General features: G+C 74.0%; 17 protein-coding genes and 1 pseudogene. 9 read left to right on the plus strand and 9 right to left on the minus strand.

Features of this window, described 5'->3' with window-relative positions; genetic code table 11:
* Positions 1-210: 210 nt before the first annotated feature.
* Positions 211-2706, minus strand: a complete 2496-nt coding sequence (locus tag GR130_RS11315) for a SpoIIE family protein phosphatase (protein WP_159504602.1) — start codon at positions 2704-2706, stop codon at positions 211-213.
* A gap of 175 nt (positions 2707-2881) precedes the next feature.
* Between GR130_RS11315 and GR130_RS11320 the strand changes: the two genes are divergently transcribed.
* Positions 2882-3526, plus strand: a complete 645-nt coding sequence (locus tag GR130_RS11320; protein WP_159504603.1) for a class I SAM-dependent methyltransferase — start codon at positions 2882-2884, stop codon at positions 3524-3526.
* A gap of 53 nt (positions 3527-3579) precedes the next feature.
* Here GR130_RS11320 and GR130_RS11325 read toward each other — a convergent pair.
* Positions 3580-4510: pseudogene (locus tag GR130_RS11325) on the minus strand (GNAT family N-acetyltransferase).
* Between the two features lie 254 nt (positions 4511-4764).
* Here GR130_RS11325 and asnB point away from each other — a divergent pair.
* The 4 genes from asnB (at position 4765) to GR130_RS11345 (ending at position 9183) form a co-directional block, all read left to right on the plus strand.
* On the plus strand, positions 4765-6615 hold the full coding sequence (gene asnB, locus GR130_RS11330; RefSeq protein ID WP_159504604.1) for an asparagine synthase (glutamine-hydrolyzing): 1851 nt from the start codon (positions 4765-4767) through the stop codon (positions 6613-6615).
* A 134-nt stretch (positions 6616-6749) separates the two neighbouring features.
* A complete protein-coding gene (locus GR130_RS11335; RefSeq protein WP_159504605.1) occupies positions 6750-7139 on the plus strand; it encodes a GntR family transcriptional regulator in 390 nt (129 codons plus the stop codon).
* 51 nt (positions 7140-7190) lie between these two features.
* Positions 7191-7967 carry a dimethylargininase gene (gene ddaH / locus GR130_RS11340; protein ID WP_159504606.1) on the plus strand — a complete coding sequence of 259 codons (777 nt, stop codon included), beginning with the start codon at positions 7191-7193 and terminating at the stop codon, positions 7965-7967.
* 82 nt (positions 7968-8049) lie between these two features.
* Positions 8050-9183, plus strand: a complete 1134-nt coding sequence (locus tag GR130_RS11345) for a PP2C family protein-serine/threonine phosphatase (protein WP_159504607.1) — start codon at positions 8050-8052, stop codon at positions 9181-9183.
* Here the strand turns inward: GR130_RS11345 and GR130_RS11350 are convergent.
* Positions 9180-10292, minus strand: coding sequence for a DUF5925 domain-containing protein (locus tag GR130_RS11350; protein WP_159504608.1), 1113 nt, complete (start codon positions 10290-10292; stop codon positions 9180-9182). The two genes, GR130_RS11345 and GR130_RS11350, sit on opposite strands and share 4 nt — an antisense overlap.
* 178 nt (positions 10293-10470) lie before the next feature.
* Here GR130_RS11350 and GR130_RS11355 point away from each other — a divergent pair, with 178 nt between their 5' ends.
* Positions 10471-11922, plus strand: coding sequence for a xylan 1,4-beta-xylosidase (locus GR130_RS11355; protein ID WP_443043590.1), 1452 nt, complete (start codon positions 10471-10473; stop codon positions 11920-11922).
* 48 nt (positions 11923-11970) lie between these two features.
* On the opposite strand, the gene GR130_RS11360 is transcribed toward GR130_RS11355, so the two are convergent.
* From GR130_RS11360 to GR130_RS11385, 6 genes are all read right to left on the minus strand, one after another.
* The gene (locus GR130_RS11360; RefSeq protein ID WP_443043591.1) at positions 11971-15468 is read right to left on the minus strand and encodes a lipopolysaccharide biosynthesis protein; all 3498 of its coding nucleotides are present in this window, start codon (positions 15466-15468) and stop codon (positions 11971-11973) included.
* Complete coding sequence (locus tag GR130_RS11365; protein ID WP_236573951.1) at positions 15461-16219, minus strand: polysaccharide deacetylase family protein; 759 nt, start codon at positions 16217-16219, stop codon at positions 15461-15463. Before GR130_RS11365 ends, GR130_RS11360 begins: the two co-directional genes overlap by 8 nt.
* Before the next feature lie 104 nt (positions 16220-16323).
* Positions 16324-17355 (minus strand): glycosyltransferase family 2 protein, encoded by a 1032-nt coding sequence (locus GR130_RS11370; protein WP_236572976.1) that lies wholly within the window; start codon positions 17353-17355, stop codon positions 16324-16326.
* A 35-nt stretch (positions 17356-17390) separates the two neighbouring features.
* Positions 17391-18209 carry a glycosyltransferase family 2 protein gene (locus GR130_RS11375; protein ID WP_159504611.1) on the minus strand — a complete coding sequence of 273 codons (819 nt, stop codon included), beginning with the start codon at positions 18207-18209 and terminating at the stop codon, positions 17391-17393.
* A gap of 469 nt (positions 18210-18678) precedes the next feature.
* A complete protein-coding gene (locus GR130_RS11380; protein WP_159504612.1) occupies positions 18679-19773 on the minus strand; it encodes a GNAT family N-acetyltransferase in 1095 nt (364 codons plus the stop codon).
* A 1-nt stretch (position 19774) separates the two neighbouring features.
* Entirely contained in the window at positions 19775-20257 is a 483-nt protein-coding gene (locus GR130_RS11385) for a hypothetical protein (RefSeq protein ID WP_201304860.1), read from the minus strand.
* A gap of 204 nt (positions 20258-20461) precedes the next feature.
* On the opposite strand from GR130_RS11385, the gene GR130_RS11390 reads away from it, so the two are divergent.
* The 3 genes from GR130_RS11390 to GR130_RS11400 all read left to right on the plus strand — a co-directional run bounded on the left by GR130_RS11390 (position 20462) and on the right by GR130_RS11400 (position 22822).
* Complete coding sequence (locus GR130_RS11390) at positions 20462-21169, plus strand: YoaK family protein (protein ID WP_159504613.1); 708 nt, start codon at positions 20462-20464, stop codon at positions 21167-21169.
* A gap of 332 nt (positions 21170-21501) precedes the next feature.
* Positions 21502-22308: an SGNH/GDSL hydrolase family protein gene (locus GR130_RS11395; RefSeq protein ID WP_159504614.1), complete on the plus strand. Its 807-nt coding sequence runs from the start codon at positions 21502-21504 to the stop codon at positions 22306-22308.
* Positions 22309-22558: 250 nt separating this feature from the next.
* Complete coding sequence (locus GR130_RS11400) at positions 22559-22822, plus strand: hypothetical protein (RefSeq protein WP_159504615.1); 264 nt, start codon at positions 22559-22561, stop codon at positions 22820-22822.
* The last annotated feature ends 107 nt before the right edge of the window (positions 22823-22929 follow it).

Consider the following 22929-nt stretch of genomic DNA (forward strand, 5'->3'; position numbering starts at 1 on the left):
CCCGCCTTGCGAGCAGCACGCTAGCCGCGCTGAGCAGCGGATTCGGGGCCCGGAGGCCGATCCCGGCGATCCTTATGGTCGTCTTAAGCCGGGACTAAGCAGGGGCACAGGAAGCCAGGGGGAAAACGGGCATCAGGGGCCCGGAGAACGGGGGTTGGGGTGGTGGCGGGTGCCGCCCGGGTCACCGGCGGTCGGGGTCGGGGAGCGGGGTCACCGGTCGTCGGGGTCGGCGAACGCGTCGATGAGGGCGCTCGCCGGTACGGCCTCGACCACTGTCTCCAGAGGGAGTTCGGCCCAGATGAACTTGCCGTCGGCGGTGTAGCGGGCGCCCCACCGCTCGGCGTACTGGGCGATGAGGAACAGGCCCCGGCCGCCCTCGTCGGTGGTCCTGGCGTGGCGCAGATGCGGCGCGGTGCTGCTGCCGTCCGAGACCTCGCAGATCAGCGTCCCGTCCCGGATCATCCGCAGCCGGATCGGCCCGGAGGCGTGCCGGATGGCGTTGGTGACCAGTTCGCTGACGATCAGCTCGGTGGAGAACTCCAGCTTCTCCAGCCCCCATCGGGCCAGCTGCCCGGCGGCGGACCGGCGGGCCTCGCCGACCGCGGACGGGGCGGCGGCGATGTCCCAGACGGCCAGCTGCTCCTTCGGCAACGCCCGGGTGCGGGCCAGCAGCAGGGCCACGTCGTCGACCGGCCGGGCGCCGGGCAGGCTGCTGATGACGGACTCGCAGATGTCCTCCAGCGGGGCCTGCGGATCGGCCAGCGCGGTCCGCAGCCGGGTGATCCCGCCGTCGAGGTCGAGGGCCTTGCCCAGCAGCAGACCGTTCGTGTAAAGCGCCAGCAAACTCCCTTCGGGCAGCGGGAGTTCCGCGGATTCGAAGGGCATCCCGCCCAGCCCCAGCGGCGGACCGGTCGGCAGTTCCACGAGCTGGCAGGCGCCCGCCGGGCTGACCAGCAGCGGCGGCGGATGCCCGGCCCGGGCCAGCGTGCAGCAGCAACTCACCGGGTCGTAGACCGCGTACAGGCAGGTCGCGCCGATCACCCCGTCGTCGCTGTTGGCGTCATGGGCGACCCGGTTGACCATCTCGTCCAGGTGGGCCAGCACCTCGTCCGGCGCCAGGTCCAGATCGGCCAGCGCCTGCACCGCGGACCGCAGCCGCCCCATCGTGGCCGCGGCGTGCACCCCGTGCCCGACCACGTCGCCGACCACCAGCGCGACCCGGGCCCCGGACAGCGGGATCACATCGAACCAGTCGCCGCCCACCCCCGTGGACGAATCGGCGGGCAGATAGCGGTACGCCGCGTCCACCGCGCTCTGTTCGGGCAGATCGCGCGGCAGCAGACTGCGCTGGAGGGTGAGCGCCGCGGTGTGCTCGCGGGTGAACCGGCGGGCGTTGTCGAGGGAGATCGCCGCACGGTTCACGAACTCCTCGGCCAGCACCAGGTCGTCGGGCTGGAACGGCCCGGTGGGCTGCCAGCGGGCGAACGTGGCCGCGCCCAGGGAGACGCCCCGGGCCCGCAGCGGCACCACCATCAGCGAGTGGAAGCCCAGCTCCCTCAGGCGCGCGGCGCGGACCGGGTCGTCGGCCGGCCAGTCGCTGCCGCTGTCCAGGTCCAGGGCCGGCAGCAGCAGGGAGTCGCCCCCGGTCAGGCTCAGGACGACGGGCGCCGACGAGGGATAGGCGGCCGGCTCCCCGACGGCGATCACCGCCTCGGGGCAGCCCTCCCGTACGGACCGCTGGCCCGCCCGGCGCATGGTGAACAGGGTCCCGGCGTCGATCGGCCCGGACGAGGGCTCCTCACCGGAGACCATCGCGTCGAGCAGGTCGACGGTGACGAAGTCGGCGAGGTCCGGAACCGCCGCGTCCGCCAGCTCCTGCGCCGTCTGCCAGACGTCCAGCGAACTGCCGATCCGCTCCCCGGCGCGGCTGAGCAGCGCCATCCGCTGCCGGGCGCGATAGCTCTCCGTGACGTCCAGGACCATGTAGCAGACGCCCAGCACATGGCCGGCCTCGTCCTCCAGGCGGAAGAACGACGTCGAGTAGGCGTGCTCGCGCTGCGGATCGGACCGCGGGCGGCCCAGGTACTCGACGCCCACCGACGGCACGCCGGTCCGCAGCACCCGGCGCATCTCCGCCTCGATGGACTCGGCGGGCAGCCCCGGCTGCGCCTCGCCGATCCGCTTCCCGACCCGCTCCGCGCGCGGCGAGCCGCCCATCCGCTCCAGCGCGTCGTTCAGCCAGACGTACCGGAGATCGGGGTCCAGCATGGCCACCCCGACCGGCGACATCCCGAGAATCCCGTCCAGCATCGAACGGCCCAGCCCCGACCAGGGGGTCCGCATCATCTCGGCGGCCAGGACCAGCCGGAAGGACCGCTTTTCGGCGTCCAGCACCGGCAGCACGCGCAGTTCCAGGTCCAGCCGGCGCCCGTCGCCGCGGCGTACCGCGGCCAGCCCGCTCCAGCCGTCCGCCGCCGCCAGCCGGTCCCGCCAGGTGTCGTCCTGCGACGGCTGGCGGGGGTCGGCCCCGGCGAAGACCTCCGCGAGCGGCCGGCCGACGGCCCGGGACACCGGATACCCCAGGAGCCGTTCGGCGCCCTCGGTCCAGCCCTGCACCACGCCCGTGCGATCGGCCAGCACCACGGCGGTCCGGGTGAAGTCGAGGACTCCGTCTCCGGTGAGGCGGCTGCTCGGGAATGCGCTCATCTACGACCGGTCCCATGCCGGTGCGACGCCCGGCGTCCGCGGCCCTCCGCCGCGGACCGCCACCGGCTACCACCAGCGCTTTCAACGGTACTCCCCCGCCCCGCCCGGCCGCAGTCCACGGCCGCGTGCCCGGCGGTCCCCGGCCGTTGTCAGTGGTGGCGGGCACCATGGACGCATGACTGCCAACACCCCCGCCGACCAGGCGGAATCGCCCCTGCCCGACGCGGACGCGGCCTATTGGGAAGCCGCCGCCGCGACCTTCGACGACGAGCCCGACCACGGCCTGCGCGACCCCGCCCTCCGCGCCGCCTGGGCCGCCCGGCTGCGCTCCTGGCTGCCCGCCGCGCCCGCCGAGATCCTCGATCTGGGCTGCGGCACGGGCAGCCTGGCGCTGCTCGCCGCCGAGCAGGGCCACCGGGTCACCGGCGTCGACCGTTCACCGGCCATGGTCGCGCTGGCCCGTGACAAGTTCGCGGGACGCGACGCGGTGTTCCTCGTGGGCGATGCCGCCGAACCGCCCGTAGGAGAGCGCCGGTTCGCCGCCGTCCTGGTGCGCCACGTCCTGTGGGCGCTGCCCGATCCGGCGTCCGTGCTGCGCCGGTGGGCGGGGCTGCTGGCCCCCGGCGGCCGGCTGGTCCTGGTGGAGGGCCGCTGGGGCGAGGCCGCCCCGATCGGCCTGCGCGCCACCGAACTCGCGGCGCTCGCCGCCCCGTTGGCGTCGCGTACGGAGCTGTTCGAGCTGTCGGCCGAGCCGGCGCTGTGGGGGAGGGAGGTCCGCGACGAGCGGTACGCCCTGATCGTCCATCCGGACCGCCCCTGATCCCCTGCCCCCTGCCCCCTGACCACCCCTGACTCCCTGGCCCCGTGACCGCTTCACCCCCGCACCAGGTCCCGTACGCACCGCCGTTGGGCGGCGTACGGCTGGTAGCCGAAGGCACGGTTGACGGCCAGCATCGGGGCGTTGCCGTCGTCGTTGCCGGTGAAGGCTTCGGTGCACCCGGCGTCCCGGGCGCGCCGCAGCGAGTCGGTCTTGGCGAGCCGGGCCAGGCCCCGGCCGCGGAAGGCGCGCCGGCTGCCGGTCATCGCCGAGACATAACGGCCGAGGCCGTCGGTGGCGACGAGGGTGAAGGCGGCGACCTCGCCGTCGACGGTCACCACCGAGGTGAGGTCGAGGTCGATGTCGGGGTGCTCCCAGGTGGTGCGCAGCCAGGTCTCGTAGTCCATGGCGTCGATGGCGACATCGCCCGGCTCGTCCGCGGCGGCCTCCGCCTCCGCGGCGAACAGCGGATACGGGTCGGCCCCGAAGTCCGCGCCGGTGCACAGCCGGACGCCGGGCGGCAAGGGGGGCGGGGAGCGGGGGCAGCGCGGTGCCCGCGAGATCGAGCCGGAGAAAGCCGGCCGGGCGGGAGAGGCGGTAGCCGCGGCGCGCGGCGAAGGCCAGCGAGCCGGGTTCGTCGACGGCCCAGGCGAAGAGGTGCTCGGCGCCGACCGCGGCCAGATGGTCCTCGGCCGCGGTCAGCAGGGCCCCGCCGGCGCCCTGCCGCCGGTGGCCGGGGTGGACGACGGGGGTGGCCGCCGCCTGCCCCGGCACGCTGCTCTGGTGCACGAGCTGCGCGCTGATCTGGCCGATCACCCGGCCGGCCAGCTCGGCGACGAACACCCGCAGCCGCTTCGCCGGGGGAGCGCCGGCGACCTGCCGGGCGACGCCCTGCGGGGTCGAGATCAGATGCGGCAGGACCGCCCGCCGCAGGTCGGCCACGGCCTTGGCGTCGGCGGGTCGGAAGTCGCGCACGGTAAGCGTCATGGTCGCGCACGGTACGCCGCCCCGCCCCGCCGTGCCTCTCCTTTTAGGCCCTCCGCCCTGCGAGGTTGCCGCCGGTTTCCCGGCCCGCGGGGGGATGCGGCGGTGCCGATCCGGTGAGCGGTGCGTATCTGGCTCGTTCCGGACGGTCGCACACCTACATAGGTGGCCACTGCAACTAACCGGGCGTACGGTGATCACGCGGGCCGCCGACGGGAGTGCGGCGGCCGGCCGCAACCGAAGGAGGAGCCGCGACCATGTGCGGAATCACCGGATGGATCTCCTACGACAACGACCTGACGACGCAGCGCCCCACCCTTGAGGCGATGACGCAGACCATGGCCTGCCGCGGCCCGGACGCCGCCGGCGTCTGGCTCGACACCCACGCCGCGCTCGGCCACCGCCGGCTCGCCGTCATCGACATCGACGGCGGCAGGCAGCCCATGCAGGTCGACCGGGACGGCCGCACCCTGATCGTCACGACGTACAGCGGCGAGGTCTACAACTACCGCGAACTGCGCGCCGAGTTGGAGACCCTCGGCCACACCTTCCGGACCAGCAGCGACACCGAAGTCGTGCTGCACGCCTACCTCCAGTGGGGCGAGGCGTTCGCCGAGCGCCTCAACGGCATGTACGCCTTCGCGCTCTGGGACCCGCGCACCGAGGAACTCCTGCTGGTACGCGACCGGATGGGGATCAAGCCGCTCTTCTACCACCCCACCCGCGACGGCGTCCTCTTCGGCTCCGAACCCAAGGCGGTCCACGCCCACCCCGACATACGCCCGGCCGTCGACGCCGAGGGCCTCGCCGAACTGATCACCTTCACCAAGACGCCCGGCCACGCCGTCTACAAGGGCCTGCACGAGGTCCGCCCCGGTCACCTCGTCCGGGTCGACCGCAACGGGGTGCACGTCAGCCGCTACTGGGCCCTGGAGGCCCGCGAGCACACCGACGACCTCGACACCACCGTCGCCCGCGTCCGCGAGCTGCTCGACGACATCGTCGCCCGCCAGCTGATCGCCGACGTCCCGCTGTGCACCCTGCTCTCCGGCGGCCTGGACTCCTCCGCCATCACCGCGCTCTCCGCCAAGGCGCTGGCCGCCCAGGGCAGCGGCCCGGTCCGCTCGTTCGCCGTCGACTTCACCGGCTACACCGAGAACTTCACGCCCGACGACCTGCGCGGCACCCCCGACGGCCCGTACGCGCACGCGCTGGCCGAGCACGTCCGCTCCGACCACCACGACATCGTGCTGGACACCGCCGCCCTGATGGACCCCGGCCACCGCGGCGCGGTGCTCGCCGCCCGCGATCTGCCCAACGGCTTCGGCGACGGCGACACCTCCCTCTACCTGCTGTTCAAGGCGGTCCGCGAGCAGTCCACGGTCGCCCTCTCCGGCGAATCCGCGGACGAGGTGTTCGGTGGCTACCGCTGGTTCCACGACCCGGAGTCGGTCAACGCCGACACCTTCCCCTGGGTCGCCGCGGGCGTCTCCGGCCGGTTCTCCGGCGGCGACGCGGTCCGGGAGGCGCTGCTCGACCGCGCCCTGCTCAAGCGGCTCGACCTGCCCGGGTACGAGCACCTCCGCTATCGCGAGGCGCTCGCCGAAGTCCCGTACCTGGACGGCGACACCGGCCATCAGCGCCGCATGCGCGAGGTCAGCTACCTGCACCTGACCCGCTTCGTGCAGATCCTCCTGGACCGCAAGGACCGCGCCAGCATGGCCGTCGGCCTGGAGGTCCGGGTCCCGTTCTGCGACCACCGGCTGGTCGACTACGTCTTCAACACCCCCTGGTCGATGAAGACCTTCGACGGCCGCGAGAAGTCGCTGCTGCGCGCCGCCACCCGCGACGTCCTGCCCGACCTGGTCGCCGACCGCGTCAAGAGCCCCTACCCCAGCACCCAGGACCCGCACTACAACGAGGCGCTGCGCGCCGAGCTGAAGGCCCTGGCCGCCGACCGGGACGCCCCCGTCCGCCCGCTGCTGGACTCCGGAGCGCTGGCCGAGGCCACCGCCGACGGCGCGCGCAACGACATCCGCCCCGGCGCCGAACTCGCCCTCGGCATGAACACCTGGCTGCGGACCACCGGCACGACGCTGGAGCTGTAGGCGGGCCGAGGCGTCCCGCCGCACGGCACGGTGGCCGCTCCTGACGCACAATGGATGCCACAAAACCGCGCACCCCGCGAGCCCGGGCCCGCGCACCCGCCGCCCGCGCCACCACGAGTACCAGGAGTGCCACCGTGTCCCCGCAGACCCTGACGATCACCATCGACCCGGCGGCGGCCGAGGCCCCGTTCGAGCAGGTACGCACCCAGATCGCCGACCAGGCCAGGGACGGCGGTCTGCCGGTCGGCTACAAACTCCCCACCGTCCGCGGGCTGGCCGAGGAACTCGGGCTGGCCGCCAACACCGTCGCCAAGGCGTACCGCGCCCTGGAGACCGACGGCGTCATCGAGACCCGCGGCCGCAACGGCAGCTTCGTCGCGGCGGCCGGTGACGCCGCCGACCGGGAGGCCGCCGCGGCGGCCGAAGCCTACGCCCGCCGCGCCCACCGCCTGGGCCTGGACCGACATGCCGCCCGCACCGCCGTCGAGAACGCGCTGCGTGCCGCGTACGGAGCCGATGCCTGACGCGCCGCCCGCCGGGCGCCGCGCCGCCCCTCCTGACGGAAGGACCCGCCCATGCCCAGCCGGCACGCCCTCGTCCGCCGCCCCGGCCCCCGCCTCGCCGAGGGCCTGGTCACCCATGTCGACCGGCGGCCGGTGGACCCGGCGCGGGCGCTCGGCCAGTGGGAGGAGTACGTCCGGGTGCTGCGCGACCACGGCTGGCGGATCACCGAGGTGGACCCCGCCGACGACTGCCCCGACGCGGTCTTCGTCGAGGACACCATGGTCGTCTTCCGCAATGTCGCCCTGCTCGCCCGCCCCGGCGCCGACTCCCGCAAGCCCGAGGTCGCCGCGGCCCGTGCGGCGGCCGAGGCGCTCGGCTGCTCGCTCAACGAGATCCGCGCGCCCGGCACACTCGACGGCGGCGACGTCCTCAAGGTCGGCGACACCGTGTACGTGGGCCGCGGCGGCCGTACCAACGCCGAGGGGGTACGCCAACTCCGTTCCGTCTTCGAGCCGTTGGGTGCCCGGGTGGTCGCCGTGCCGGTCAGCCGGGTGCTCCATCTGAAGTCCGCGGTCACCGCCCTGCCCGACGGCACCGTCATCGGCTACCCCCCGCTGGTCGACGACCCCGCGGTGTTCCCGCGCTTCCGGCCCGTCCCGGAGGAGGCCGGTTCGCATGTCGTCCTCCTCGGCGGCCGCCGGCTCCTGATGGCCGCCTCGGCGCCCCGCACCGCACGGCTCTTCACCGACCTCGGCTACCGGCCGGTGCCCGTGGACATCGGCGAGTTCGAGAAGCTGGAGGGGTGCGTGACCTGCCTGTCCGTACGCCTCCGCGACCTGTACGCCTGAAAGCCGGCGGGCCCGCCCCGGAAAACGGTGCATATGATCGCTGATAGGGCTTGAACCGGCCGGCGTCGGACAGGGGACGCGGATGGAACCTTCCTCCAGGAGGCTGCCCTGGTACGTCGCGATCGTGCCGGTCGTACTGATCGTCGCCGGGGCGGCCGGGGACGCCCTGACACCGACGGAGTACGCCGGGGACGCGCTGCTGTCCGCCGGCGTCATGGTGACGGGAGCCCTGTTCTCGCTCCGGCGCACCATCGCCGCCGGCGCGGCCATGGTCCTGATCGAGGTGGTACTGACGATCAGGGACGGGTACTTCGGCCGCCCGGTCGGCACCCGCACCCTGATCAACGTGGTGCTCATCGCGCTCGTCGGGGTCGGGGTGAACCGGGTGGTCGCCCACTACGGGCGCCGACTGGAACAGGCCCGTTCCGTCGCGGAGGCCGCCCAGCGTGCGGTGCTGCCCCAGCCGCCGGCGCGAATCGGCCCGCTGACCGTCGCGGCGGTCTACCACGCGGCGGAGGTCGAGGCGCAGATCGGCGGGGACGCCTACGCGGTGCAGGGCACGCCCTACGGCACCCGGCTGCTGATCGCGGACGTGCGGGGCAAGGGGATGGGCGCGGTCGGCGTGGTCTCCGTACTGCTCGGCACGTTCCGCGTGGAGGCGGACCGGGCACCCGACCTCACGGCACTGGCCGGGGCCCTGGAACATGCCCTGCTCAAGGAGGGCTCGCACCGCGAGGAGGCAGTCCGGACGGAGGGGTTCGTCACGGCCCTGCTCGGTGAGATCACCCCGGGTGCGGACCGCGTACGGCTGCTGAACTGCGGCCATCCCGCGCCCTATCTGCTCCGGGGCACCGCGGTGTGCGCGCTGGATCCGGCCGACCCCGGCCTTCCACTGGGCATGAGCGGCCTGGGCGTGCCGCGGCCGGAGCCGGACACCTGGCCGTTCCCGCCCGGCGGCACCCTGCTGCTGATCACCGACGGGGTGACCGAGGCCAGGAACCGCTCCGGACAGTTCTACGAACCGGCGGCCGGACTCGGCGGCCGGGGCCCGTTCCGCCGCCCGGAGCAGGCCATCGACGCCCTCCTCCACGACGTCGAGCACTGGACCGGCGGCCCCCGCGACGACGACATGGCGATCCTGGCGATCACCCGGAGCGCGGGGGAGCCGTACCGGGGCGGACAGGAGGAAGGGCCGGGACGGCCGCCGCCGCGCTAGAGGTACAGCCCCGCGTCCGCGCCCGTGTCCTGGGCCGGGACCGAGGCGGGCCGGGTGCCGCGGCGCAGCGCGTAGAGCTCGGCCAGGGTGGCGCCGTCGCGGCCGATGCCCTCCTCCGCGCCCAGCCAGCCGACGGCCTCCCCGCGGGTCAGCGGACCGACCTCGATACGGGCCAGGCAGCGGCCGGGGCGGACCACCGCGGGGTGCATCCGCTCCAGGTCCTCGTTGGTGGTGACGCCGACCAGGACGTTGCGGCCCTGGCCCAGCAGGCCGTCGGTGAGATTGAGCAGCCGGGAGAGCGCCTGGCCCGCGGTGTGCTTGGCCTCGCCGCGGATCAGCTCGTCGCAGTCCTCCAGGAGGAGCAGCCGCCAGCGGCTCCGGCCGGTGACGTCGTCCTCGCCGATGGCGATGTCCATGAGGTAGCCGACGTCGTTGAAGAGCCGCTCCGGGTCGAGTACGCAGTCCACCTGGCACCAGTCGCGCCAGGACCGGGCGAGCGTCCGCAGCGCGGAGGTCTTGCCCGTACCGGGCGGGCCGTGCAGCAACAGCAGCCGGCCGGCGATCTGCTCGGGCGCCACCTTCATCAGCCGGTCCATCGCGTCGGCCACCGGCGCGGTGTAGTTGGGGCGGATCTCCTCCCACGTGCCGGCGGTGATCTGGCGGGAGGTGCGGTGCGGGCCGCGGCGCGGGGAGAAGTACCAAAAGCCCATCGGGACGTTCTCCGGCTGCGGTTCCGGTTCGTCCTCCGCGCCGTCCGCGGACTGCGCCAGCACCTTCTCGGCGAGCGCGTCGGTGACGGCGGTGACCGTGACGTCGGCGCCGCGGTTCCAGCGGGAGACCAGCAGCGTGAAGCCGTCGCCCTCGGCGAGCGTGGCGCTGCGGTCGTCGTCGCGTGCCGCGCGCAGGATCCGGACGCCGGGCGGCAGCAGCGTCAGCCCGGCCTTGACCCGGTCCACCGACCGGCTGCGGGCGTACGGCTGCTCGCCGTTGGCGAAACGCCCCAGGAACAGCGCGTCGACGACGTCGGACGGCGAATCGCTGTCGTCCATCGTGAGCCGGAGCGGGAGCGACGCTTCGGTGGGGGAGGGCTGGACGTGATCGGCACACATGCCGCCATGATCCGCCACCACGGGCCGCCGCGTACATGGATTATCCGGCGTCGCCCGGCACGTGCCGCACCACCGGGCACCCGGCCGAATGCCCGTCCGAATACGGCGGATCCGGCGCCGGATACGCCCTCGGTGCGCCCTGGCCGCGCCGGACCCGGCCGCCCTACTGTGGTCCGTCGTGCGACGTCGTGCTGGGGAACGCCAGGGCCGCCCGGGGCATCCGGCGCACCGCGGCCGGCTCCGTCGGACCGGCCTACGGGACGGTGCGGTCCTGCACGGGCGGCGGGGTACGGCCGTCGGGGTCGCGGTGGTGGTCGGGCTGGCGGCGCTGGCGCTGCTGCTGGTGATGTGCGGGAGGGGCGGTGAGCGCGGGATGTCGCAACGGGCGGCGGGGCCGGTCGTCGGATGGGGCTTCACCCATACCCAGTTCAGCGCGGACCGGGGGAGCGGGACCGCCACGGACCGGGTCACCCGGCTGCTGTCCGGCACCCCCATGCCGCAGAACCAGCACATCATGGGGTGGGGCGCGGACAGCCCCGAACCGAGCCCCGGACACTACGACTTCGCCGATCTGGACCGCCGCATCGCGCTGATCCGGCGCTCCGGCGGCACGCCCGTGCTGACGCTGTGCGGCGCCCCCGACTGGATGAAGGGCGGCCGGTCCGGGAGCACCGACTGGAGCAGGCTGGAGCAGGCCCCCGACCCGGCGCACTACGCCGACTTCGCCGCGCTGGCCGGAAAGATCGCCCGCCGGTACCCCGAGGTCCGGCACTACCTGGTCTGGAACGAGTTCAAGGGCTTCTTCGACGACGACAAGGGCCGCTGGGACTACGAGGGTTACACCCGGCTCTACAACCTCGTCTACCGGGAGCTGAAGAGGGTGGACAAGGGCATCCAGGTGGGCGGGCCGTATCTGGTGATGGACAGCTACCTGCCCGGAGACCGGACGTACGCGTCCGAGGTCCAGGGCTCCTGGGGAAGCCTCGACCGGCGGACGGTCGACGCGCTCCGCTACTGGAACCGGCACAAGGCGGGGGCGGACTACGTCGTCGTCGACGGTTCCAGCTACACCAAGGACGGGCACTACGCGCAGGACGACCCGTTCCTGGCGACCCTGAAGTTCGCCGACGTGGGGCGCTGGGTGCGCAAGGAGACCGGGCTGCCGCTGTGGTGGGCGGAGTGGTACGTGGAGGCGGGCGAGGAGGAGGGCGCCCGGCACGACCCCGGATGGAGCGGGCCCGAGCGGCTCGCGGTGCGGGCCGCCGCGCTGATGGAGATGGCGGCCGGGGGCGCGACCAGCGGGCTGTACTGGAACCCGGAGAGCGAGGACCCCGACGCCCCGTGTCCCGGTTGCCTGTGGAGCAGTACCGAACAGGACGGCGGCGGGCGGGAGTTGCCGATGCTGGACCTGCTGATGCGGTTCTCCCGGGCCTTCCCGCCGGACGGCCGGGTGCGCCCGCCCGTCCGCACGGTGCGCGGCGGGGAAGCGGATCCGGCGGTCCGGGTGCTCGGCGGCGACCACACGGTCATGCTCGTCAACACCGCGGACCGGCCTGCCACGGTGACGGTGGAGGGGCGGACGGTGACGCTCGACGCCTACGCGGTGCGCTGGCTCGACCGTCGCTCCTGACCCCCTCGCCGCACCCCCGGTGTCCCTCCCCGGCGCCCGCCGCGACGGCTACGACATCGTCGCGAAGCGCTGGACCAGCGATGCCAGGAACACCACCAGCAGGGGCAGGGCGAACCAGAACAGGCCCTGGAGCCGGTGGAGCCGGCGCTCGCCGGGCGGGGCGGCGATCCGGAGCACCTCGCGGGCGGACAGCAGCAGGACCACCGCGAGCGCCGCCAGCGCGCCGAGCACCGACCACGGTGTCCAGGTCACCAGCGGTCCGGCCGGGCCGGGGCGGGGGGAGGGGATCACGCCCGGCGTCCGGCGGGTCGACTCGTAGACCGCGGCATGGGCGTTGGACACCACCCGGCGGAGATCGGGGCGGGCGTCCAGGGCGGCGCGCAGCCGCTGCTCCCAGTGCTCCCCGAAGCCCGAGTCGAGGCGCAGCGACTCGGCCTGGGCGTGGTTGACGACCAGATACGACTGCGGGCCGGCCCTCCGCAGGGCGTCGAGCACCGGGGCCACTTGGGACGGGTCGCGGAGGGCCGACACCGGCTGGTACTGGACCCGCTCCATGTCCCGGGCGCCCCAGGGGAGTTCGGGGGTCACGCTGTTGGCGGGGTCGGGGCTCAGCCACAGCAGGCGGGCGGTCGGCCGGTCGTGGGCGTAGACGTAGTCCATCGCCGCGACCTCGCCGGGCCGGACGCGCTCGAACGGCTCGTTGCCCCAGCGGGCGACGAGGAAGCCGAACGCCAGCAGCAGACCCGTCAGCAGGGCGGCGAGCGGACCGAGGGCGGCGCGCAGGCCGCCGCGGGCCGCCCCGGCGTCGCGCGGGAAGAGCCCCAGGGCCGCCAGCACGCAGGCGCCGGGCAGCGTGAACAGGAAGACCCGGAGCGCCATTTCGCCGCCGTAGGACTGCATGCCGAAGCCCAGGAACGGGACGGCGGCCAGGACGAGGAGCGAGCGATCCGAGTAGCCGGCCGCCCGCCGGCGCAGCATCCCCCAGCAGGCCAGCGCCAGCACGCCGCCGGCCAGCGCCACCCGGGTGTAGAGGACCAGTTGGTGGGTGGGGTCGCCGCCGATCCGGTCGGTGACGGACGAGGCGACGTTGCCGCCGACGCCCCCGAGGCCGCCGAACAGCTCGTCGAAGTGCCCCGACCAGTACGGCTCGGCCAGGAACCCCACCCACGCCGCGACCAGCACCCCGCACAGCAGCGGCAGCCCGCGCGGCTCCGACCGGCCGGCGAGCACCAGCACGGTCAGCACCCCGAGCATGACGAAGGGGGTGAGCTGGTGGCCCGCGACCGCGGCGGCGAAGAGGGCGACGAGCACCGCGAGCAGTGTCACCCGCCGGCCGCGGCCGGCGGGGGCGGCCGCCGCCTCGCCCGGGATGCGGTCCCCCCGGGACGGCGGCCCCGGCGCGCGGAACCACACCAGCAGGATCGCCGTGAACACCAGGTAGAGGAGGTAGGTGAAGCCCTGCGGTGAGAAGTAGTCCTGGCCGACCCAGCCGCACAGCGCGAACAGCCAGGCCGCGCACCACTTCGCCCGCCAGCTCGCCCGTACGGCCCGCAGGAGCAGGAACAGCGGTGCCAGGTAGAGGAGTTCGAGGACCGTCGGCCACCAGCGCAGCACCTCGGTGAAGTCCGTGACGCCGCACGCCCCGGCCATGAACCGCGCCCCGGCGAAGAACCCCGGCCAGCTCCAGCGGGCGTCCAGGTCCGGTACGGCGGTGCCGGTCCGCCCGAGGTAGTCGAGGAAGCCCAGATGCTGCCAGGCGGTGGGGAAGCGGGGCACGCTCTCCAGTACGGCCGGGAGGGCGTGCAGCGAGAACACCGTGAGCAGCAGGACGGTGGTCAGCAGCACGGGGCGCGGCCGGGGCAGCCACAGGGCGCAGCCGTACGCCGCGATCAGCAGGGCGACACCGGCCAGGGAGGCGGCCGGCAGCACGGAGAGCAGCCCGAGCCCGCCCATCCGGTCCAGGTCGGCGTCGCCCATACCGCCGAGCGGCAGCCAGTACAGCGCGAGGGCGGTGCCCGCCAGCACCGCGACGCCCAGCGGCAGCAGGCGCCCCCGGTCGCCGCGCGGCTTGTGGGGCGTCGGCTCCGGCTCGGCCCGGGGCGCGTCCCAGGACGGCCCGTCCCCCTGGTCCCCGTACACCGCCAGGTCCGCCAGGTCCCCGTCCGGTGCGACCGCCTGCACCGGCGCCCGGACCACCGCCGCCCTCGGCCGCCCGTCCAGCCCGCCGCCCGCCTCCCCGCGCAGCACCCGCCGCAACCGCACGCCGGCCACCGCGACGATCACCGTCAGGCTGGCGACCTCGGCGAGCCCCGCGCCGGTCAGGCCCATCCGCGGCAGCAGCACCACGGTCAGCCCGAGCACCAGGGCGCACAACAGGCCCTGGAGACCGGCCAGTCCGGAGGTCCGGTTCTGCGCGCGCAGCACCGCGAAGTGGACCTCCATGACGACCCGCAGCGCGGCCCCCACCGCGAACCAGCGGAGCAGCGGGGTCGCCGCCTCGGCGTACTCCGGGCCGAAGACCCCCAGGACGTGGGGCGCGCCCACGAACAGGCCGACGCAGACCGGGAGCATGATCCGGGTCATCCGGCGCAGCGCGGCCCGGGTGTTGTGGGCCAGCCGGGCCGGGTCGTGGGCGCCCTCGACGGTCAGCGAGGCGCCCATGTTGAGGGCGAGCAGGTTGACCGTGCCCGCGATGGTGGTGGTGATGTAGAAGTACGCGTTGTCCGCCGCGGTGACCTGCGCGGCGACCAGGACCGGAACGAAGTAGACGACGGCCAGCGAGAACAGCGAGCCGGTGCAGTCGCCGGCCAGGAAGCGGGCCATCTGGCGCAGCGTCGGCGGCCGGGCGCCCGGCCCGGTGGCCCCTACGTGCCCGGGAATCAGCCGCCGGAAGACCAGCCGGCCCAGCGGGAGCACCGACACCGCGATCGCCGCGGCCCAGGAGACGAAGACCCCGGCGGCCGGCAGCGCCGCCGCGAAGAGCACCAGCAGCCCCAGCTTCACCGCCGAGAACGCGAGGTTGCCGACCGGCACCCACAGCGCGCTGCGCAGCCCGGTCAGCACCGCGTCCTGGAGGGTCAGCAGCGACCAGGCGACCACCGCCGCGGTGAAGCCGAGGCCGCCCCAGGGCCCGTGCAGGAAGCGGTAGGACGGGCCCCAGTCGTCGAGGGTGAGCAGGAAGACGGCCGCGGCGAGGGCCACCACGGCGGCGCTGCCGGCGTAACTGCGCCGCACCAGGCGGGCGGTGGTGTGCCCGGCGACCGGGATGAAGCGGGCGAGCGTGCCGGTCAGCGTCACCGCGGCCAGCCCGGCCAGCAGCTTCATCGCGGCGATCGCCGCCGAGCCCTGGCCGACCGCGTCCGCTGTGTAGTAGCGGGCGGCGACCAGCCAGAACCCGAGGCCGAGCAGCCCGGAGACACCGGTGTTGAGCATCAGCGCATAGGCGTTGCGGAAGAGCGGGCCGTGCCCGCCCCGCCCCGCGTCGCGCCCGTCGCCCGCCCGCTCCGGGCCGGTGCGCTCCTCGGCCCACGTGGTCGTGTCAGTCACGCCGGACCACCTGCCGGGTGCGGCGCACCATCGCGTACCCCTTGGTGAGCACCCGGTCCCGGGCGAACGTCCGCCCGATCCCGCGCCCTTCGACGAGCCGGGCGAACTCCGCGATGCCGGTGTGCCGCCGGACGGTCAGCCGGGCCAGCGCGTACGGCCCCTGCCGCGGCTCGGCGAGCGCGTTGCGCACCGCCAGCGCCTGCCGGAAGCCCAGCGCCCGCACCGTCCGCCGCACCCGCCCGCTGGAGTGGCCGTAGGGGTAGGCGAACGACTCCGGCGCCGTCCCGGTCTCCTCGGCGATGATCTCCCGGCAGCGCGCGACCTCCTGCCACAGCCGCTCCTCGCCGACCGCGTCCAGCGACGGATGGCGGTGGCTGTGCCCGCCGATCTCCACGCCGGCAGCGGCCAGTTCCCGTATCTCGTCCCAGCCGAGCATGGTGTCCGGCGCGCCCCCGGTGGCGTGCCGGCCGCGCAGCCAGCCCGTCGCGGCGAAGAGGGTGGCCGGGTGGCCGTACCGGGCGAGGACGGGCAGCGCATGGCGGTGGACGCCCGCGTAGCCGTCGTCGAAGGTGATCAGCACCGGCCGGGACGGCAGCGGGCCGCCGTCCCGCCAGGCCGCCGCCAGCGCGGCGGTGGTCAGCGGGGTGAAGCCGCGGGCGGCCAGCACCGCCATCTGGTCCGCGAACGCCTCGGGGGTGACCGACAGTTCCCTCATGGCGGGCGCCGGGGCGGGGGTCACCGCGTGGTACATGAGGATCGGCACGGGCGCCGTGGCGTCGGCTGCTCCGGTGATTGGGGCCTCCCCTGTTCGAGCAGATTCGAGAGCTTGGGGAACGGTCTCCGCACCGGGGGGAATCATGCCGCGGCCTCCCCGTGCGCCGGTGTGTTCGGGGAGGACGGAGCGGTCGGAGCGGTCGGCGGTCCCCCGACTCCCGTACGGGGGACCACCGTTGACCGGTACCGCAGCCTGCCCACCGCGTAGCCGCCCGCCGCGGCCGTCGCCCCCGCAACGATCGCACCGGCCCGGACGAGCCCGCCGGGCCGTCCCAGCAGGGCGTCCCCCAGACCGCGCAGCACCCCCGCGGGCAGCACCCGGGCCGTGTGGCGGCGCTCCGCCGCCAGCCCGTCCCGCGCGCCGACGCTCCGCGCCACCAGTGCCTTGGACAGCCCCTCCGCGTAGGCCCGGCCGCGGAAGTAGCCGAAGCGCTCCCGTACGGCGGGCACCCGGTGGTGGATGACCGCCCGGTCGTCGATCAGCAGCACCGCGTCCGGCAGCGCCTGGGTGATCCGGATGCACAGCTCGGTCTCCTCGCCGCCCAGCGGACGCCGCCCGGCGTCCCGGCCGATGCCGGTGGTGAACCCGCCGACCAGGTCGAACACCCGGGTGCGGAACGACGCGTTGCCGCCGAGCACGTTGCGCACCCGCACCTTCCCCGGCGGCAGTCCGCGGTAGGTGCACCCCACCACCCAGTCGAACTCGGCGGGGAACCACCGGGGCCGGCGTCCCGACGCCCACACCGGTTCGGTGCGCCCGCCGACCGCCTGCACCGCCGGGTCCGCGTACGCCGCCGCGAGGTGCCGCAGCCAGTCCCGCTCGGCCACCGCGTCGTCGTCCAGGAACGCGACGACGTCGCCGGTGGCCGCGGCGATACCGGTGTTGCGCCCCGCGGAGAGCCCGCGGGGCCCCGAATTGGCCATGATCCGCGGGGGAGTCGGGGGCGCGGGCCGGTCGCCCGCGCCGCCGAAGTGCTCCCGCAGCCGCGCCAGCAGCGCGTCGTGGTGGTCGACGACCACCAGCACCTCGGCCGCGGGATACGACTGGTCCCGCACCGACGCCACCGCCGCCAGCACGTCCGCCCACCGCTCCTGGGTGTGCGCGCAGATCACGACCGACACTCTCGGGCCCGAGCCCCCGGGCCCCGTCACCGCACGTCCCCGGCGATCAGCGCGGGCCGGGCGGCCGGCTTCCGCCTGGCGCCCCGCTCGCGCAGGATCACCCGCAGCACCCGCAGCCCGTCGCGTACCGCCCGCAGATTGCTGGCGCCGTGGATGCGGATGTACTCGTGGCTGGGGATCTCCTGGACCCGCAGACCCGCCTTGACCACCCGGATGTTCATCAGCGTCTCGACCTCGAACCCGGCGCAGTCCAGGGCTATCCGGTCCAGGCAGTGCCGCCAGAAGGCGTTGTAGCCGTAGCACAGGTCGGTGTAGCGGGCGCCGAACTTGAGGTTGACGAGGGCGGTCAGCACCCGGTTGCCCAGCCGGCGCACCGGCGTCATGTCGTCCGTGCCGCCCCCGTTGGCGAAGCGCGACCCCTTGGCGAAGTCGGCCCCGGAGACCAGCGCCGAGACATAGCTGACGATCTCCCGGCCGTCGGCCGACCCGTCCGCGTCGACCATCACGATGATCTCGCCGGTGCACGCCGCGAAGCCGCTGATCAGGGCGTCCCCCTTGCCCCTGCCGCGCTGGGTGACGACGGTGACGCCGGGCCACAGCTCGCGGGCGACCCGGACGGTGTCGTCGGTGGAGTTCCCGTCGACCAGGACCACTTCGTGGATCCAGTCCGGCAGGGTCCGGAAGACGTACGGAAGGTTCGCCGCCTCGTTCATCGCCGGGATGACGACGCTCACCGGCGGCGTGATGGCGAGGTGGCAGGAGACGGGACGGTAGGCGGAGCGGTCGGGCACCACGGTCAGCGGCGACGGTTCGTCCGCGTCGGCAGGGCGAAGGAAGGAGCTCATGGGCGGTTTCCCTCTCGTCCGGTGAGACGTCCGGTGGAGCTTTCGGTGGACCGCCCGTCTCCGGGCGGTCCGGCTTGCGGTCCGGGGCGAAAGGGGGGTGCCCACCCCGTTCGGTGCGGCAGGCGGTGCAGGCGGCGATCGACTGCCGTGCGAACAAGGTGAGTTGGCATGCGCGCACTCGGCCGCGCGGTCGTGTTCCGGCCCCCGGCAGGCAGCGGACAGCCTGCGAGGACCGGGCGCATGGGACCCCCCCACCGCGCCCCGCGCCGGACGGCTCACCGCGTGGCCGGCGCCCTCCCCAGGGGAAGCCGTGCCGTGATCATCCGATGCGGGTGGATGTGCGACGATATTGACGAACGGGACTTTAAAGCAATACCTCCTATGGCAAGTCCCCTTTCGCGCCATTGGCCGGGACGGACTGGAGTGCGCCGGCGCCCGGCCGCGCTCCCTCCGCCGCCGCGACCGCCCCTCACCGCCCCGTGCGGAGCCGCCCCACCCTCTTGAGCAGGCGGTCCGCGGGCCCGGACAGCTCCGGCCTGGCCAGTACGGCGTGCCGCAGCGCGCGCACCGGCGCGCGCCGGGCCACGTGACCCAGCGCAACAGGATGACGCCTCATCACCATCCCTTCGTGGACCGTTAGTTCACGTGTCTTCAGGGAGTTCTTGTAGTCCTTCGCGCCGCGCCCCAGGTCCAGATACGCCAGCGCGTCCGCGGCCGCCGCCTCCGCCATCCGCAGATGCAGCACCAACCCGGGCGAGAACCTCGCGAACCGCGGGTCGTAGGCCGGGAACCAGCAGGCGAGCACCGACGGCGACCGCAGCCCGAAGTGCGCGGCCACCGGCCGGTCCCCGGCGTACAGCACCGACAGCAGACCGGTGAACGACTCCGTACGGGTGTGGAACAGCTGCTCCATGAGCCGCACGATCCACGGGTGCGCGAACCGGTCGCTGCGCCCGGTCCTGCGGTACTGCGCCGACTTCCAGCGCATCAGCGTGCGCAGCACCGCGGGGTCGCGCTCGTCGTGGACGAACCGGACCGGTGCGACGTCCCGGCCGAGCTTGCGCTCCTTGGCGAAGGTGGTGCGGACGAACTTCGACGACCGGGCACGCAGTTGCCGCAGATACGCGTCGAACCCCCGGTCCACGTCGACGACCGGAGACCCGAATACGGGGAACTTCCGGCTGCCGAAAGGCTCCTGACCCTCCACCAGATGATCGAACTCCAGTACCGACAGTCCGCATGCCCGGATCAACTCCTGGGCGTCCCAGTGGAATCCGGGACGGTGGACCACCCCCTGCGCGTCGGAGAGCCCCAGGCCGATCGCCCGCCCCACGCCCAGCGCCGTCCGCTCGAACGGCAGGTAGGCCACCGGCCCGGCGCCTTCGTGGACCACCGCGATCCGCACCCCGGGCCGGCAGCGGCCCACGGCGAGGGTGAACTCCGGTGCCAGGAAGGGGTTCGCCAGCTGCGGTGCGCCCAGCGCGCGGGCCTCGGACTGCAGGGCCCGCCAGACCTCCCGGTCGGCCCCGGTCAGCTCGCCGGGACGCAGTACGGCAAGGTCCACGTCACTCCACCCGGTCCCGGCGGCCGCGCCGGGCCCGCCGCCGTATCGCGCTCAGCAGCAGCCCGGCGCCGCTCAGCGCCGCCACCGCGAGCACCCCGCCGCGTACCGACCAGACGTGCAGCGCCAGCATCGTCTGGGCCACCAGCAGATCGACCGCGAGCGCCCCGGCCCCGGCGACCACCGCGCGGCCGAGCGGATCCATCCGGCCGAGCGCCGCGGCGATCGCGGCGGCCGGCGCCATCAGCAGGAAGAAGAGCGTGAACGGTGCGCGCAGCGGTGAGCCGATGTCGCCGATCGACAGGACGGCGCCCGTCGCGGCGGTTCCGAAGGCGGCCCCCGCGACGAGCGACGCGGCAGGGCTGCGCGGTCGGTCGTCGGGCGGCGGGCTGCTGGGCGGGCCGCCGTACGGGCCGTCGGACCGCCGGTCGGCGGGCTGTTGGGCGGATCGCTCGGTGGGGCCCTCGCCGGGGCAGGTGTGGTGCATGGTGTGGGTGTGCATTGGCAGCTTTACCCCCCATAAGCGCCGGATGCCGGGCCTCAATGTGACGCAGCGCTCGAAGGGCCGTCAAGACGCGCGGGGCGCCCACAGACGGCGCAATGGCCCGGTGGCGGCCGGGCGGCTCCGGAGACTGTCGGCACGCGGCTGCCCGGCTGGCGGCGCCGTGACCCGGTGGAAGGAGCCGTGGCCGTGGAGCCGCCGAGCGGAGTTGCCCTGACCGTGGTCCTGGTCTGCCTGACCTTGGTCACCGGTGTACTCGACGCCGTCAGCTTCCTGGCGCTCGGCCATGTCTTCATCGCCACCCAGACCGGCAATCTGCTCTTCCTCGGCTTCGGTATCGCCGGACAGGGCGGGCTGCCGGTGGCGGCCACGGTGGTCTCGCTCGGCGCGTTCCTGGTGGGCGCGGCCCTCGGGGCCCGGGTGGAGTCGGGGCTGGCGGCCCGGCGGCGGCCGTGGTTCCCGGTGGCCCTGCTGGTCGAGGCGGCGCTGCTGGTCGCGGCGGCGGCCACGGGCTGGGAGTCCGGGCCGGGCGGTGACCTGGCGACCGGTCAGCGCTACGCCGTGATCGGCCTGATGGCGGCGGCGATGGGGGTGCGCAACGTCACCGCGATGCGGGTGGCCGCCCCCGACTTCACCACCACGGTGGAGACCCGGGTGATGACGGCCCTGGTGAGCGGCTCCCCGCTGGGCCGCGACCGGCGGCTGGGCTACGGCAGCGGTGCGGGGCCCCGGCGGTTGAGTTCGGTGGGCGCGATGCTCGCGGGCGGCCTGCTGGGGGCCTGGCTGCTCGGCCTGGGCACCCGTCCGCCGCTGGTGGTGCTGCTGGTGGCGTTCACCGTCGCGGCCACGGCACTGCTGGTGCCCGGTCTCGCGCACGGCCGGAGCGCCGAAGGCTGACGGGTCGCCGGCCGGCCGCCGAAGTCCCGGGGGAGATGCGGACGCCGGCGCCGTCGACGCCCGGGTGACACCCGCCCGTGGCATGTACGTAATCGGCCGTTTCGGAAAGTCCGTGATCGACCGTCGAAGGACGCGATGAGCCGCACTCGGCTGTCCGGAGTCCCAACGGGGTGTCATATGCGCGTCATGGCACGGCAATGCCGCCGCGTGGGAGATCCTGACGGAACGACGGATTTGTCATGAACTCTGTACGACTTTTGGCATGGACACTTCCGGCTACTCGCGAGTCTTGGTACGACGGATCAGGCAGAGATCCTGCTATGGGAGGTTCCATGAGACTGTCCCGATATGCGGCATTGACATCCGTCCTCTTCGTCACCCCGGCGCTCGCGCTCACCGGCGCGAGCGCCGCGGTATCCGCCCAACTCCCGCACGCCGCCGGCTATGTGGCCCTCGGCGACTCCTACTCCTCCGGCGTCGGAGCCGGCAGCTACGACGGCAGCAGCGGCTCGTGCAAGCGCAGCACCAAGGCGTACCCCGCCCTCTGGGCCGCCGCGCACCGGCCCGCGTCCTTCTCGTTCGACGCCTGTTCAGGGGCCCGAACGGGTGATGTCGTCAGCGGTCAGCTCGGCGGGCTCAACTCCGGCACGGGCCTGGTGAGCATCACCGTCGGCGGCAACGACGCCGGATTCGCCGACACCATGGAGACCTGTACGCTCCAGGGCGAGAGCGCCTGCCTGGCCCGGGTCGGCCAGGCGCGCACCTACATCGAGAACACGCTCCCCGGCAAGCTCGACACCGTCTACGCCGCCATCGCCCACAAGGCACCGTCGGCCCGGGTCGTCGTGCTGGGCTATCCGCGCTTCTACAAACTCAACGGCGACTGCGCCGCCGGGCTGACGGAGAAGTCCCGCGCCGCCATCGACGCCGCCGCCGACGACATCAACGGCGTCCTCGCCAAGCGCGCCGCCGACCATCACTTCACATTCGCCGATGTCAACAGGGCCTTCGCCGGCCATGAGCTGTGCTCGGGCAGTCCGTGGTTGCACAGCGTGACCTTCCCCGTCGACGAGTCCTACCACCCCACGGCGGCCGGTCAGTCCCGCGGCTATCTCCCGGTGCTCGGCTCCGCTGCGTAATCCCGCGCACACGGGGCGCGGAGGAGGGTCGGCGCCTCCTCCGCGCTCCAATGCCCCACGGGCCGTCAGGCCGTCCCGACGGTCGCTCAACTCGCCCTGGTACACGCGCTGTACGTGACATTCCGTATGGTGTTCGTCAACGTCACAGCAAGGCAGGTGAATCCGTTGACCGGTCTGCACGCGTGTCCTCCAAGAGAGATAGGGTTACTCTGCCCGTTGGCCGGGTGCCCTCGTACGGGTGGGGAGATTCATGGAACAGATAACAGTGCGCAGCAGGGCGCGAGTCCCTGCCATCACATGCGGAAGCAGCGCGTCCAGCGCGCGTCTCGACCGGCATCTCGCGGTGCTCGGCGGACCCGCCATCCCGCAGCGTGAGGCAGAGGGCGCGACGTCGCTGATGCAGGAGCTCACCGCGCGTGATCACTCGCGCACGAGGAGGAGCCGCGGCGCCCGGGTGTCGCTGTTCGCGCCGCTGCGCAGGCTGCGCCGCTCGCTCTTCGGAGGCCACGGCTGAGCCGTCCCTGAAGCGGCACCACGGGCACAGGCGACTCATCGTCCCTTCCCGGCGCAGCGCTGCCGCCCGGTGTCCCCTTCTCGCCACCCGTCACGCCGTGACGGGTG

This window comes from Streptomyces sp. GS7, assembly GCF_009834125.1.
Lineage (GTDB): Bacteria > Actinomycetota > Actinomycetes > Streptomycetales > Streptomycetaceae > Streptomyces.

What these genes read in the sequence shown, in the direction of transcription:
- GR130_RS11315 (WP_159504602.1), bottom strand. Translation starts at nt 2,706, where the DNA reads ATGAGCGCATTCCCGAGCAGCCGCCTCACCGGAGACGGAGTCCTCGAC.
- GR130_RS11320 (WP_159504603.1), top strand. Translation starts at nt 2,882, where the DNA reads ATGACTGCCAACACCCCCGCCGACCAGGCGGAATCGCCCCTGCCCGAC.
- asnB (WP_159504604.1), top strand. Translation starts at nt 4,765, where the DNA reads ATGTGCGGAATCACCGGATGGATCTCCTACGACAACGACCTGACGACG.
- ddaH (WP_159504606.1), top strand. Translation starts at nt 7,191, where the DNA reads ATGCCCAGCCGGCACGCCCTCGTCCGCCGCCCCGGCCCCCGCCTCGCC.
- GR130_RS11345 (WP_159504607.1), top strand. Translation starts at nt 8,050, where the DNA reads ATGGAACCTTCCTCCAGGAGGCTGCCCTGGTACGTCGCGATCGTGCCG.
- GR130_RS11350 (WP_159504608.1), bottom strand. Translation starts at nt 10,292, where the DNA reads ATGTGTGCCGATCACGTCCAGCCCTCCCCCACCGAAGCGTCGCTCCCG.
- GR130_RS11365 (WP_236573951.1), bottom strand. Translation starts at nt 16,219, where the DNA reads ATGTACCACGCGGTGACCCCCGCCCCGGCGCCCGCCATGAGGGAACTG.
- GR130_RS11375 (WP_159504611.1), bottom strand. Translation starts at nt 18,209, where the DNA reads ATGAGCTCCTTCCTTCGCCCTGCCGACGCGGACGAACCGTCGCCGCTG.
- GR130_RS11385 (WP_201304860.1), bottom strand. Translation starts at nt 20,257, where the DNA reads ATGCACCACACCTGCCCCGGCGAGGGCCCCACCGAGCGATCCGCCCAA.
- GR130_RS11395 (WP_159504614.1), top strand. Translation starts at nt 21,502, where the DNA reads ATGAGACTGTCCCGATATGCGGCATTGACATCCGTCCTCTTCGTCACC.
- GR130_RS11400 (WP_159504615.1), top strand. Translation starts at nt 22,559, where the DNA reads ATGGAACAGATAACAGTGCGCAGCAGGGCGCGAGTCCCTGCCATCACA.